The sequence below is a fragment of the Amycolatopsis sp. NPDC045836 genome, assembly GCF_056431745.1.
Genome location: NZ_JBWKKF010000013.1, coordinates 71695 through 83828, shown reverse-complemented (window position 1 = coordinate 83828; position 12134 = coordinate 71695). Strand labels below are relative to the sequence as shown.

The window sequence follows — 12134 nt, the reverse complement described above, 5'->3', positions numbered from 1 at the left end:
GTGCGACTGCTCACCGATCCCGTGCCCCCAGCCGAGCTGGCCCTCCCGGATTCCGCCACGGCGGGCCTCGGCACCCGGCCGTTCGGGGTCTACGTGCACGTCCCGTTCTGCGCCACGCGCTGCGGCTACTGCGACTTCAACACTTATACCGCCGGGGAACTCGGCACGTCATCCTCACCGGGGAGCTGGCTGGAGGGCCTGCGCCGCGAGCTGGACCTGGCGGCGGCGATGCTGGGCCGGGCGCCGGCGGTGGACACGGTCTTCGTCGGCGGCGGCACCCCGTCGCTGCTCGGCGCGGAGGGCCTCGGTGCCGTGCTGGACGCCGTGCGGTCGTCGTTCGGGCTGGCCAAGGGCGCCGAGGTGACCACCGAGTCCAATCCGGAATCGACCTCGCCGGAGTTCTTCGCCGGCATCCGGGACGCCGGCTACAACCGCGTCTCGCTGGGCATGCAGTCCGCCGCGCGGCACGTGCTGGAGGTGCTCGACCGGGTGCACACCCCCGGGCGGCCGATCCTGGCCGCGATCGAGGCCCGCTCGGCCGGGTTCGAGCACGTCAACCTGGACCTCATCTACGGCACGCCGGGGGAGCGCGTGACGGACCTGCGGGCCTCGCTGGACGCGGTGCTGACCGCCGGGGTGGACCACGTGTCGGCGTACGCGCTGATCGTCGAGGAGGGCACCGCACTGGCCCGCCGGGTGCGCCGCGGTGAACTGCCGATGCCGGACGACGACGTGCTCGCGGCGTACTACGAGCTGATCGACGAGGTGCTGGGCAGCGCCGGGCTGCGCTGGTACGAGGTGTCGAACTGGGCGTCGTCGGAGGCCGCGCGCTGCCACCACAACCTGGGTTACTGGCGCGGCGGTGACTGGTGGGGTGCCGGGCCGGGGGCGCACAGCCACGTCGGCGGGGTGCGCTGGTGGAACGTGAAGCACCCGGCCAAGTACGCCGACCTGCTGGCCGCGGGGCACGTGCCCGCCGGTGGGCAGGAGGTGCTGACCGAGCAGGAACGGCACGTCGAGCGGGTGATGCTGGAACTGCGGCTGGCCGAGGGCCTGCCGCTGGAGGCGCTGGACGCCGAGGGCGTCGGCGAAGCCAGGGCAGCCGCGCGCGAGGGCCTGCTGGTGGCCGCCGAACTGGAGGCGAACGGCCGGGCCGTGCTCACGGACAAGGGCCGCCTCCTCGCCGACGGTGTGGTCCGCAGGCTGGTGCCGTAACCCGGCGTTCAGCGGGGGTGCGGGCGGACCAGGCCGGATTCGTAGGCGGCGATCACCAGCTGGGCCCGGTCACGCGCGTCGAGCTTGGTGAGCAGGCGGCTGACGTAGGTCTTCGCGGTCAGCGGGCTGATCACCAGTTCCCCGGCCAGTTCGGCGTTGCTCAGCCCCCGCCCGATCAGGGTGAGCACCTGCCGTTCGCGGGCGGTGAGCACCTCCGGCGCAGCCGAGGGCGGCTCCGGCTGGGCCAGCACCCGGGTGATCAACGCTCGCGTGGCGCCCGGCGACAGCAGCGCGTCACCGGTGGCGACGGTCCGGATCGCGGCCAGCAGCGCGGCCGGTTTGGCGTCCTTGACCAGGAAGCCGCTGGCTCCCGCGCGCAGCGCGCCGAGCACGTTGTCGTCGGTTTCGAAGGTGGTCAGGACGAGCACCCGCACCCCGGCCAGATCGGGGTCCTCGGCGATCCGGGCGGTGGCGGCGATGCCGTCGGTGCCGGGCATGCGGATGTCCATCACCACCACGTCGGCCCGCGCCGACCGCGCCATGGCCACCGCCTGCGCCCCGTCGGCGGCCTCACCCACCACGTCCATGTCCTCGGCCGAGTTGATGAGCAGGGCGAACGCGCTGCGCACCAGCGCCTGGTCGTCGGCGAGCAGGACGCGGATCACGGGCGCTCCCCGGTGGGCAGTTCGGCGGTCACGGTGAAGCCGCCGCGGGCGCCGGGACCGGCGGTGAGCCGCCCGCCGAGCACGGCGGCCCGTTCGGTCATGCCGATGATGCCGTACCCGCCACCACGCCCGCCGTCCCCACCGCGGCCGTCGTCGGTGATCTCCAGCCGCACCCGGTCCCGCCGGTGGTCCAGCCGCACGGTGGCCCGCTCGGCGCCGGCGTGCTTGACCACGTTCGTCAGCGCCTCCTGGGCGATCCGGTACAGCGTGACCTCTGCGGCCGGACCCAGTTCCCGGACTTCTCCGCGTACCTCCACCGAGACGGCCACGCCCGCCGACCGGGTCGCCTCCGCGAGTTCGGGCAGCTGGTCCAGGCCGGGAGCCGGCTGCCGGTCGGCGTCGGTTTCGTTGCCGCGCAACACGTCCAGCGTGGTGCGCAGTTCGGCGAGCGCCTTGCTGCTGGCTTCGGCCACGGTCCGCAGCGGTTCGGCGACCCGCGCCAGCGCCGGGTGCCCGGGCTCGGTGTCCAGCAGGTGCGCGGCCACCCCGGCGTGCGCGTTGATCACCACGATGTTGTGCGCCAGCACGTCGTGCAGGTCGCGGGCGATGCGCAGGCGTTCCTCGGCGACCCGGCGCGCCGCGCGCTCGGTGATGCTGCCGACGTGCTGCCGGTGCTGCCGGACGGCTTCGCCGAACACCGTGGCCACGGTCAGCCAGCCCAGCGGCGCGGCGACCTCCACCCCGGGCGGGCCCTCCTGCGTCAGGCCGATGGTCAGCGCGATGGCCAGGAAGATCGGCAGCAGGGTGACCAGCGTGCGCTTGCGGGTGCCGGTCACCACCACGGTGTAGAGCAGCACCATCACCGGCGGCAGCGCGATCTCGTGCGGGTAGTCGACCGCGTGGTACGGCACCGCCGCCACGCAGCCGGCCAGCAGCGCGGGCAGCGGCCACCGCCGCCGCACCAGCACCGGCAGCGACTGCGCCACCAGCAGCAGCGCCCCGGGACCGTCGAGCGCGCGGCCTTCGAACCAGTGCGCGGGCAGCAGCCACGCGGCGGGCACGGTGACCGCCACCAGCGCGGCGGTCAGCGCCGCGTCGAGCAGGCCGGCGCGGCGCCGGGGATCCGTGGTCACCGCCCCATCTTCCCCGGCAGCACCACCAGCAGGGGCGCGACCAGCAGCGGCTGCACCACCAGCGTCTGCAGCAGCACCCCGGTGGCCACCGCGAACCCCAGTTCGACCATCGGCACGAACGGCAGCGAGGCCAGCACCGCGAAGGTGGCCGCGAGCACCAGCCCGGCCGACGCGATCACCCCGCCGGTCGAGGTCAGCGCCCGCCGGGTGGCCTCCTCGGTGCCGAAGCGCGGGCGGTCGTCGCGGATGCGCGCCACCAGGAAGATCGAATAGTCCACCCCCAGCGCGACGCCGAACACGAAGCACAGGGCGGGCAGGTTCGGCGCCGTGCCGGCGAAGCCGAAGAGCAGGTCGAAGGCGACCGCGCCGATGCCGAGCGCCGCGGCGAAGCAGAGCAGCACCGTGCCCACCACCACGAGCGAGGCCACGACGGCCCGCAGCAGCAGGCCGAGCACGAGCAGGACCACGGCGAGCACCAGCGGCAGCACCAGCCAGTTGTCCTCGGCGGTCGCTTCACGGGTGTCCAGTTCCTCCGCGGCCGGTCCGCCGACCAGCGCGTCCGGTCCGACGGCGGCCCGCAGGCGGCTCACCGTGTCGAACTCCTCCGCGGTGTCCGGCGTGGCGGCCGGGCGGACCTCGATGACGGTCAGCCCGTCACCCCGCCGCGCCGGTCCGGCACCGGCCACCCCCGGCACGGCTGCCGCCCGCGCGGTCACGTCGTCCGCCTTCGCGCTGTCGGCGACCACGGTGAGCGGGCGTCCGCTCCGCTCGGGGAACGCCTGGCCGAGCGTGGTGTACCCGGCGACCGATTCCGGCGTCGAGGTGAACTGGCCGGTTTCGCCGAGGTCGCCGCCGAGCTGGGTGAGACCGAGCGCGAACACCCCGAGCACGGCGGCGCTCGCCGCGGCGGTGCGCACCGGCCTGGTGACCACGTGGTCCGCGACCCCCGCCCAGATCCCGCGGGGTGCGGTGGCCGGGGCGCCGTAACGCGGCACCTTCGGCCAGAACACCCGCCTGCCGAGCGCCACCAGCAACGCCGGGAACAACGTCAGCATGGTGACCAGCGTGCAGGCGATCCCGGCGGCACCGGCCAGCCCGAGACCGGACAGGTCGTTCATCCGCGCGGCCAGCAGGCACAGCAGCCCGAGCGTGACCGTGCCCGCCGACGCGAGCACCGCCGGACCGGCACCGCGCAGCGCGACCCCCATCGCCCGGTGCCCGTCGTGCTCGCGCCGCAGTTCCTCGCGGTACCGGGCGACGAGCAGCATCGCGTAGTCGGTGCCCGCGCCGAACACCAGCACGATCATGATGGAAAAGCTCTGCGTGGACACGGTGATCCCGGCCGCCGACGCGATCAGGTACAACGCCGCCATCGACACCACCGCGGCGGCCCCGACCGCGGCCAGCGGCAGCAGCCACAGGAACGGGCTGCGGTAGGTGACGATCAGCAGCAGCGCCACGACGGCCGTGGTCACCAGCATCAGCGTTTCGTCGATGCCCTCGAACACCGCGTCGGTGTCGGCACCGATCGCACTGGGTCCGGTGACCTGCACGGTGAGTCCCGGCGGCGCTTCCGCGACGGCCAGCCGGACTTCCTCGACGAACTCCGTCGTCCGGGCCTCGTCCTCACCCGGGTTCTCACGTTCGGCGGCGTACAGCAGCGTGCGGCCGTCGTCGGAGGTGACCGGCGGCACGTCACCGCCGAGCGCTTCGCGCCGGCCGTCCGCCCAGGTGCGGTCCGCCGCGGTGAGGCCGTCCGCCCGCTGGTGCACGACCAGCACCTGATCGCCTTCGCCGCCCGGAACGCGTTCCACGAGTTCGGTGACCCTGGTGGACTCCGCGTCGGCGGGCAGCCGGTCGCGGGCGTCGTCGCTCTGCACCGAACCGATGTTCAGGCCCACCGGCACGGCGAGCGCGAGCACCAGCAACCACAAGCCGATGACCACCCGCTTGGCCACCCGCCCGGCGGGCAGCGCGAAGAACCCGCGCCCCCGTTCCGCTTCCTCCAGCACCGTTTCGCCCCTTCACCAGGTTCCTGGCGAAACGGTGCCGGGTCAGCGGGGGTGCGCGCGTCCGGCTGGAGTGGACAGTGCGCTTGCTCCCGGAGTTGACTCAGCGGCGGCTGCGCCGCCAGCCGCTGGTGCGCACGCTGGTGCCGACCCCGGCCAGGTGCAGGGCCATGCACAGCAGGCCGGCGGTGAGCAGGGTGCCACCGTTGATCACCTCACCGATCGAAGCGTCGGTCAGGTCGAGGATCAGCGCCAGGCCGAAGATGACCGCGGCGATAATGGCTAACACGGGCAATCCTCCCTTTGTCGGTCCCCCGATGCCTGCTGAGGTACCCGAGCCGCGGTGAACCGATGCCTCGCATTCGGAGCAATCCGCGTCAACCGGGCGGGATGCGCTCGGCGAGCCGCCGGCGGATGTGACCGCATTCCAGGAAGTCGTCGCTGGTGCACGCCAGTGCGTGGGCCAGGGCGGCACGGGCGGTTTCGGCCTCGGCGATGCGCCGGGTGAGCGCGGCGTGCTGCTCGCGCAACGCGGCGCGCCGGTCGGCCGGGTCGGTGGTGGTCAGCACCCGGCGGATCTCCCCGAGGCTGAACCCGAGGTCCTTGCCCTGCCGGATCAGCGCCACCTTGACCACGTCGGCTTCGGAGTACCGCCGCTGCCCGCCGGCGGTCCGCACGGGGGTGAGCAGTCCCTCGGCCTCCCAGTGCCGGAGCACGTTCGTCGGCAGCCCGAACCGGCCGGCCAGTTCGCCGACGGTGTACTCCCTTGACTTCATGTCGACATGAAGTCACAGGCTGGGTGGCGACGGCAACCCGAGTGGAGGATTTTCCCGATGATCGAACGGTTCGTGGCCACGATGGACGGTTTCGCACGCGAGCCCGACGCCGCCAGGGCGCGGCACCGCTCGCACGAACTGCTGCGGCTCCCACCCGGCGGGCGGGTGGTGGATGTGGGCTGTGGCACCGGAACCTCGGTGGGGGAGCTGACCGCGGCCGGTGCGGCGGTGACCGGGGTGGACGTCAACCCGGAGGTACTGGCGGTGGCCAGGGAACGGCACCCGCGCGGGGAGTTCACCGAAGGCAGTGCGGAGTCACTTCCCTTCGCGGACGGGCGGTTCCACGGTTACCGGGCCGAACGCGTCTACCACGCGGTCGCCGATCCGGCCGCCGCGCTGGCCGAAGCCGCCCGCGTGCTGGTGCCGGGCGGCCGGATCGTGCTCGTCGGGCCGAACTGGGAGATGATCGGGCTCGACAGCACCGACCTGGCCACCGGGCGGGCGGTGATGGCGGCGCAGGTCGCCTCGATGCCCTCCCCGCGCGCCGCCCTGCTGCTGCGGAACCTGTTGCTGGACACCGGTTTCACCGACGTGGCGGCCGAGGTGCACACGGCGGTGCTGACCGGGGCGAGCGGCCTGCCGGTGCTGGAGTCGGCGGCTTCGCTGGCGGTCGGCACCGGAGCCGTCAGCGCCGGACGCGCGCAGGACTGGCTGGCCGAGCAGCGGGAACGGGTGGAGCGCGGCCGGTTCTTCCTGGTCGCGCCCCAGTTCGTGGTGTCGGCCACCCGCCGGTGACTAGGGTGGGCGCATGATCGGAATCGGCGCGCTCGAACCGGCGGACCGCCCGGTCTGGCAGGAACTCTTCCGCGGTTACAACGAATTCTACGGCCGCGAGCTGCCGGACGAAGTCGCCGAGCGGGCGTGGCGGGAGTTCACCACCGGTACGCGGATGCACGCCCTCGGCGCCCGGCTCGACGGGCGGCTGGTCGGCATCGCCCACTTCCTGGTGCACGCCAGCACCACCTCACCCGACGTCTGCTACCTCCAGGACCTGTTCACCGCACCGGAAGCACGCGGGCGCGGAGCCGCCCGCGCGCTGATCGAGGCGGTGTCGGCGTGGGCCGCCGGACGCGGGTGCTCCCGGGTCTACTGGCACACCAAGGCGGACAACCACCAGGCCAGGAAGCTCTACGACCGGGTGGCCGAGAACCGCGGGTTCATCCACTACGTGATCCCGCTCGAAGGGTCCGCCCGGTGAGGCCGGTGTCCTCGACCGCGCGCACGTAGTCGAGCGCGACCACGTCGGCGGGCGTGGCGTGCTCGTGCACCCAGCCGGGGCTGACCACGTTGACCCGCAGGCCGCGGGGCAGTTCCCGGGCCGCCGCCCGGACGAACGCCTCCAGGCCGGTGTTGGTGAGCGCGCCGAACGCGCTGCCGGGCGTCGGCTCCTCGAAGGTGCCGCCGGTCAGGGTGACCGAACCGCCGTCGGGCAGGTGCTCCACGGCCCGCCGCAACAGGAGCACCTGCCCGAGCAGTTTGGTGTGCAGTCCGGTGAAGAACTCCTCGTCGGTCCCCGCGTCGATCGGCACCAGGGCGCCGCTGGCCGCGCAGCACACCACGGCGTCGATGTCGGTGACCGCCTCGAAGAGACGGCCGGGCTGGGCGATGTCGAGCGGGACTCCACCGGTCCGCGAGGCGGCCACCACGTGGTGCCCCCGCTCGCGCAGGGCCGCGGTCACCGCGGTGCCGATGGTCCCGGTCGCGCCGATCACTACTACCTTCACCCGCCCGATCCTGCTGGTGTGGCGGCGGTGGTGCCTGCCCCTGTCAGGTGCAGGCAAACTGGGGTCATGCTGGGTGACTTCCTCCGCACCCGCCGCGCGCGGCTGCGGCCCGCCGACGTCGGGCTGGCGGACTACGGCGAGTTCCGCCGGGTGCCGGGCCTGCGCCGCGAGGAACTGGCGCGGCTGGCCGGGGTCAGCCCCGGCTACTACACGCGGCTGGAGCAGGGGCAGGGCGGCAACGTGTCCGGTTCCGTGCTCGACGCGCTCGCCACGGCCTTGCGGCTGAACGAGGAGGAACGCGCGCACCTGCACACGCTGGCCACCGCGAAGGCCGTCGGCACCACGCCGGAGCGCCTGGCACCACGGCACCGCCTGCTGCTCGACACCCTGGGCACCGTTCCGGCGCTCATCCTCGGCAGGCACACCGGGGTGCTGGCGTGGAACCGCCTGGGCCACGCCCTGCTCGCGCCCCACCTCGGGTTCGACGCCCACCCGAACTGGGCGCGCCTGTTCTTCCTCGATCCCCGGGTGCGGGAACTGTTCGGGGAGACCGGGGAGGCGGGGGAGGCCGGGGACAAGGCGCGGGACACCGTCGCCGACCTGCGGCACATCGCCGGCCGCCGACCCGGTGATGCGGTGCTGGCGGAACTGGTCCGCGGACTGCGGCGGGACAGCCCCGAATTCGACCGCCTGTGGTCGGCCCACCCGGTGCGCGGCTGCGCCCACCACACGCGGCGGTACCAGCACCCGGTGGCGGGCCCGCTCACGCTGACCGACGAACTGCTGCCCCTGCCCGGCACCGACGGGCAACGCCTGGTCCTGTTCTACGCCGAACCGGATTCGCCCGACGCGCACGCGCTGGCGTCCCTATGACGAGCCGGGTTCCTGCAGGGAGGTGAGCAGGGCGTCGAGGTTGCGGTACCGGCTTTCGGCGGCCAGGCGGTAGGAGTCGATCCAGGCGGTCAGTGCTTCGAGGGCAGCGGGGTCGAGGTGGCACGGGCGCCGCTGCCCGTCCCGGGTGCGGGTGATCAGCCCCGCCGCCTCCAGCACCTGGATGTGCCGCGAGACCGCCTGCTTGGTGATCGAGAACGGCTCGGCCAGTTCGTTCACCGTCGCCTCGCCGCGGGAGAGGCGGGCGATCAGGGCACGCCGCACGGGATCACCCAGCGCGGCGAACGCCCGGTCGAGCCAGTCGTCATCCTTCAAGGCAACCTACCATTTTATCAACAATTCAGTTGACCATAGGTGCCGGTCACCGCCGGCGCAAGCCGCCGAGCAGCATGTCCAGGCCGAAGCGGAAGCGGTCCGCGGCGGTCTCCGCCGAGAAGTACGGCCCGAGGGCGAGCATGTTCGGGAACCGGCCGGGCATCGAGCTGAGGTACTCGTGCATCTGCCTGCCGCGGGCCGCCGCCCCCTCCTGGTCGAACCCGCCCGACGCCCAGCCGGTGGCTTCGTAGGCGAACGCCTTGGTGTACAAGGAAAGCGCGTCGGAGGCGTAGGCGGCTTCCCGTTCGGACAGTCCGCCGGCCCGCAGCAGGGCGAGCACGGTTTCCCCGTGCTGCAGCGCATTCGGGCCGACCGGCACCTGTGCCGCCCAGGCGACCTTCGCGATGCCCGGGTGCGCCAGCATCGCCGAAAGCTGCCCGTGCAGCACCTCGCGCACCTGGTCGTCCCAGCGCTCGGCGTCCGGTTCGGGTAGCTCCACCTCACCCAGCACCTGGTCGAACATCAGCTCGTGCAGTTCGTCCTTGCCGGACACGTGGGCGTAGAGCGAGGCCGGACCGGTGTCCAGCGCCTGGGCGACCCGCCGCATGCTCACCGCGTCGATGCCTTCGGCGTCGAGCAGGTCGAGCGCGGTGCGCACGATCGACTCCGGGGACAGCGGCGGTTTGACCGCGCGGCCGGGGCGCCGCCACGGCGGAGCGGGAACCGTCATGCGGGCACTGTACTTGGCGGCGTACTTGACACGAACATCGTTCGTCGATACGAATGGCGTTCGTTGAACGAACATTGTTCGAAGGAGCGGGTGCATGACGGTGCAGGACACGTTGAACGAGCTGAGCGAGGCGTGGAACGCGGGCGACGCGGCGGCGTACGCGCGGCTGTTCCTCGAAGACGCCGACTACGTGAACTTCATGGGGCAGCACAGCCGTGGCCGGGCGGCGATCGAGGAGGCCCACCGGTTCCTCTTCGACGGCCCGCTGAAGGGTTCGAAGATGGCGGGCGGCGCCACGCCGCCGAACGTCCGGTACGTGCGGCCGGACGTGGCGATCGTGGTCGTCGACGGTGGCACGTCGCTCGGCGGGGTGACCGAAGGCCGGGCGTCCACGGTCACGTTCGTGCTGGTGGAGCAGCCGGAGGGCTGGCGGATCGCCTCGTTCCAGAACACGCGGCGCACCGCGTGAAGCTCTTGGCTGGGCCGGTCGGGAACGGGGTGGACGGCCGCGCCGGTGAACCGCCTGTTCCCCGGCTTTCGCGCGACGAGGAGGGATCGGCGGTATCTAGGCTGCGCGGCCCGGCTGATCGAGAAAAGTGACGTAGGTCTCATCGAGTTGGTCGGGCCTGCTCGTGGCGCATCGGACGTGATCTTCGAGCGCCGCTGGGGAGCGGCTGAGCTGTGCGGGCAACGCAGATCGCGTTAGGCTAGCCTTAGCTTTGAACCTGATTCCGGTGAGCGAGGAGCCCTGTGATGGCGGAGCGTCCAGTCAGGCGGCCCCGGCCGCTGATCCGCCTGCGCGTCCTGCGCACCGAGCGGCTTTCCCCGCACATGGTGCGGGTGGTCGCCGGTGGCGAGAACCTCGCGCAGTTCGCCGACAACGGGTTCAGCGACGCGTACGTGAAGCTGACCTTCCCGGTGCCGGGCGTGACCTACCCCGAGCCGATGGACCTGCAGCAGATCCGCGCCGAGCTGCCGCGCGAGCAGTGGCCGCGGACGCGGACCTACACCGTGCGCTACTACGACCCGAAGGCGGGCGAGCTGGCCATCGACTTCGTGGTGCACGGGGACGAGGGCATCGCCGGGCCGTGGGCGCTGGCCGTCCAGCCCGGTGACGACCTGCTGTTCGCCGGGCCGGGCGGGGCGTACGTGCCGGGCGAGGAGGCCGACTGGCACCTGCTGGTCGGTGACGAGAGCGCGCTGCCCGCGATCTCGGCGTCGCTCGAGCGCATGCCGTCGGGGGCGCGGGTCCAGGCGTTCATCCTGGTCGATACCGCTGCCGAGGAACTGCCGCTGGCGACCAAGGCGGACGCGGAGATCACCTGGCTGCACCGGTCCGCCGGGGGTGACCTGGTGAAGAAGGTCCGCTCCCTGGACTTCGGCGACGGTGTGGTGCAGGCCTTCGTGCACGGCGAAGCCGGTTTCGTCCGCGAACTGCGGCGGCACCTGCTCAACGAGCGTGGGGTGCGCAAGGACCTCCTGTCCATCTCCGGCTACTGGCGCCGAGGCAAGGACGAAGACGGCTGGCAGGCGGAGAAGGCCGAAGAACGCGCCAAGGAAGCAGCCGCGGCTCCGGCCTCCTGACGCCGCGGCCGCTGTCCCCGGGCGCCCCCTCAGCCGGTCAGCTTCCCGACCACCTGGGCCCCGTAAGCAGCCAGCGTCTGCTCCCGTTCGTCGTGCATCAGGTACAGCGAGAACTGGTCCACCCCCAGCTCCGCCAGTTCCTGCAACCGGGCGACGTGGGCGCCGGCCGGGCCGGTCAGGCAGAACCGGTCGACGATCTCGTCCGGCACGAATTCGGTGGACGGGTTCCCCGCCTTCCCGTGGTGCGAGTAGTCGTACCCCTCCCGCTCCTTGATGTACGAGGTCAGCTCCCGCGGCACGTCACCCGAATCGCCGTAGCGGGCGACCAGGTCGGCGACGTGGTTCCCGACCATGCCCCCGAACCACCGCAGCTGCTCCCGCTGGTGCACCAGGTTGTCCCCGACGTAGGCGGGCGCCGCCACGCAGATGGTGAGGCCCTCCGGGTCGCGACCCGCCGCCCTGGCCGCCTCCCGCACCGTGCCGATGGTCCACCTGGCGATCGCCGGGTCCGCGCACTGCAGGATGAACCCGTCGGCGTGCTCACCGGCCAGTTTCAACGCCCGCGGCCCGTACCCGGCCATCCACATCTCCAGCCGCCCGTCGCGCACCCACGGGATGCGCACCGGCTGGTCCCGCAGCAGCACCTCCCGCCCCTCGGCCAGTTCCTTGGTGACGTGCATGCACTCGGCCAGGGTGGCCAGGGTGGCCGGTTTCAGGCCGACCACCCGGTGCGCCGAGTCGCCGCGCCCGATGCCGCACACCGTCCGGTTGCCGTGCATGTCGTTCAGCGTGGCGAACAGCGAAGCCAGCACCGACCAGTCCCGCGTCCCCGGACTGGTCACCATCGGCCCGACCACCATCGACGAGGTCGCCGCCAGGATCCGCGAGTAGATGACGAACGGTTCCTGCCACAGCACGCACGAGTCGAAGGTCCAGCCGTAGCGGAAGCCCTCGCCTTCGGCCGCGGTCATCAGCCGCACCAGGTCGGCGGCGGGCGGGTCCGTCTGGAGCACAACACCGAAATCCACTGTG

The 12134-nt window shown here is 72.6% G+C and carries 15 protein-coding genes; 6 read left to right on the top strand and 9 right to left on the bottom strand.

Features of this window, described 5'->3' with window-relative positions; all coding sequences use genetic code 11:
- On the top strand, positions 1–1215 hold the full coding sequence (gene hemW / locus AC07EG_RS24645) for a radical SAM family heme chaperone HemW (protein WP_478255533.1): 1215 nt from the start codon (positions 1–3) through the stop codon (positions 1213–1215).
- A gap of 8 nt (positions 1216–1223) precedes the next feature.
- Here hemW and AC07EG_RS24640 read toward each other — a convergent pair whose 3' ends face one another.
- From AC07EG_RS24640 to AC07EG_RS24620, 5 genes are all read right to left on the bottom strand, one after another.
- Positions 1224–1880, bottom strand: a complete 657-nt coding sequence (locus tag AC07EG_RS24640) for a response regulator (protein ID WP_478255532.1) — start codon at positions 1878–1880, stop codon at positions 1224–1226.
- Complete coding sequence (locus tag AC07EG_RS24635; protein WP_478255531.1) at positions 1877–3013, bottom strand: sensor histidine kinase; 1137 nt, start codon at positions 3011–3013, stop codon at positions 1877–1879. Before AC07EG_RS24635 ends, AC07EG_RS24640 begins: the two co-directional genes overlap by 4 nt.
- Entirely contained in the window at positions 3010–5025 is a 2016-nt protein-coding gene (locus AC07EG_RS24630; protein ID WP_478255530.1) for an MMPL family transporter, read from the bottom strand. Before AC07EG_RS24630 ends, AC07EG_RS24635 begins: the two co-directional genes overlap by 4 nt.
- A 100-nt stretch (positions 5026–5125) precedes the next feature.
- Positions 5126–5311: a hypothetical protein gene (locus AC07EG_RS24625; protein WP_478255529.1), complete on the bottom strand. Its 186-nt coding sequence runs from the start codon at positions 5309–5311 to the stop codon at positions 5126–5128.
- 88 nt (positions 5312–5399) lie between these two features.
- On the bottom strand, positions 5400–5798 hold the full coding sequence (locus AC07EG_RS24620) for a MerR family transcriptional regulator (protein ID WP_478255528.1): 399 nt from the start codon (positions 5796–5798) through the stop codon (positions 5400–5402).
- Between the two features lie 57 nt (positions 5799–5855).
- Here AC07EG_RS24620 and AC07EG_RS24615 point away from each other — a divergent pair, with 57 nt between their 5' ends.
- Entirely contained in the window at positions 5856–6593 is a 738-nt protein-coding gene (locus AC07EG_RS24615; protein ID WP_478255527.1) for a methyltransferase domain-containing protein, read from the top strand.
- A gap of 13 nt (positions 6594–6606) precedes the next feature.
- Complete coding sequence (locus AC07EG_RS24610) at positions 6607–7056, top strand: GNAT family N-acetyltransferase (RefSeq protein WP_478255526.1); 450 nt, start codon at positions 6607–6609, stop codon at positions 7054–7056.
- On the opposite strand, the gene AC07EG_RS24605 is transcribed toward AC07EG_RS24610, so the two are convergent.
- Positions 7016–7582: an SDR family oxidoreductase gene (locus tag AC07EG_RS24605; protein ID WP_478255525.1), complete on the bottom strand. Its 567-nt coding sequence runs from the start codon at positions 7580–7582 to the stop codon at positions 7016–7018. The two genes, AC07EG_RS24610 and AC07EG_RS24605, sit on opposite strands and share 41 nt — an antisense overlap.
- A gap of 66 nt (positions 7583–7648) precedes the next feature.
- Here AC07EG_RS24605 and AC07EG_RS24600 point away from each other — a divergent pair, with 66 nt between their 5' ends.
- Complete coding sequence (locus AC07EG_RS24600; protein ID WP_478255524.1) at positions 7649–8455, top strand: helix-turn-helix transcriptional regulator; 807 nt, start codon at positions 7649–7651, stop codon at positions 8453–8455.
- On the opposite strand, the gene AC07EG_RS24595 is transcribed toward AC07EG_RS24600, so the two are convergent.
- Positions 8450–8788, bottom strand: a complete 339-nt coding sequence (locus AC07EG_RS24595) for an ArsR/SmtB family transcription factor (protein WP_478255523.1) — start codon at positions 8786–8788, stop codon at positions 8450–8452. The two genes, AC07EG_RS24600 and AC07EG_RS24595, sit on opposite strands and share 6 nt — an antisense overlap.
- A gap of 46 nt (positions 8789–8834) precedes the next feature.
- Positions 8835–9518, bottom strand: coding sequence for a TetR/AcrR family transcriptional regulator (locus AC07EG_RS24590; RefSeq protein WP_478255522.1), 684 nt, complete (start codon positions 9516–9518; stop codon positions 8835–8837).
- 94 nt (positions 9519–9612) lie between these two features.
- Here AC07EG_RS24590 and AC07EG_RS24585 point away from each other — a divergent pair, with 94 nt between their 5' ends.
- A complete protein-coding gene (locus AC07EG_RS24585) occupies positions 9613–9987 on the top strand; it encodes an SgcJ/EcaC family oxidoreductase (RefSeq protein ID WP_478255521.1) in 375 nt (124 codons plus the stop codon).
- A gap of 284 nt (positions 9988–10271) precedes the next feature.
- Positions 10272–11102 carry a siderophore-interacting protein gene (locus AC07EG_RS24580; RefSeq protein WP_478255520.1) on the top strand — a complete coding sequence of 277 codons (831 nt, stop codon included), beginning with the start codon at positions 10272–10274 and terminating at the stop codon, positions 11100–11102.
- Between the two features lie 29 nt (positions 11103–11131).
- Here the strand turns inward: AC07EG_RS24580 and AC07EG_RS24575 are convergent, their stop codons facing one another.
- Positions 11132–12130 (bottom strand): TIGR03842 family LLM class F420-dependent oxidoreductase, encoded by a 999-nt coding sequence (locus AC07EG_RS24575; RefSeq protein ID WP_478255519.1) that lies wholly within the window; start codon positions 12128–12130, stop codon positions 11132–11134.
- Positions 12131–12134 lie beyond the last annotated feature (4 nt).